Source organism: Lysobacter sp. Root916 (assembly GCF_001429785.1).
In the GTDB taxonomy this organism is placed as follows: domain Bacteria; phylum Pseudomonadota; class Gammaproteobacteria; order Xanthomonadales; family Xanthomonadaceae; genus Lysobacter.
The window spans coordinates 1-206 of the sequence record NZ_LMJF01000011.1; the positions used below are offsets into that span (position 1 = coordinate 1).

At 70.9% G+C, this 206-nt stretch carries 1 protein-coding gene; it reads right to left on the bottom strand.

Translation table 11 applies throughout. The features are described from left to right. A partial coding sequence (locus ASE35_RS21940; RefSeq protein WP_235570029.1) for a hypothetical protein occupies window positions 1-197 on the bottom strand: 197 nt, incomplete at its 3' end. Window positions 198-206: the final 9 nt, after the last annotated feature.

A 206-nucleotide genomic window follows, 5' to 3' on the forward strand; every position in this document is an offset into this window, starting at 1 on the left:
GGTACGTCGAACAACAGCGCGACGGCGACCGGCACCCCGCCGGGCGGCCAGCCGCCTGTGACGAGTCCGCCGGACACGACGACGACGCCGCTGGCGCCGGATCCGAGGCTGACGATCGATAAGGTCGCCGGTGCGCCTACGGGTGCGACGGCGGGCAGCACGATCCCGTACACGTTCACGGTGACGAACACGGGCAACGTGACGCT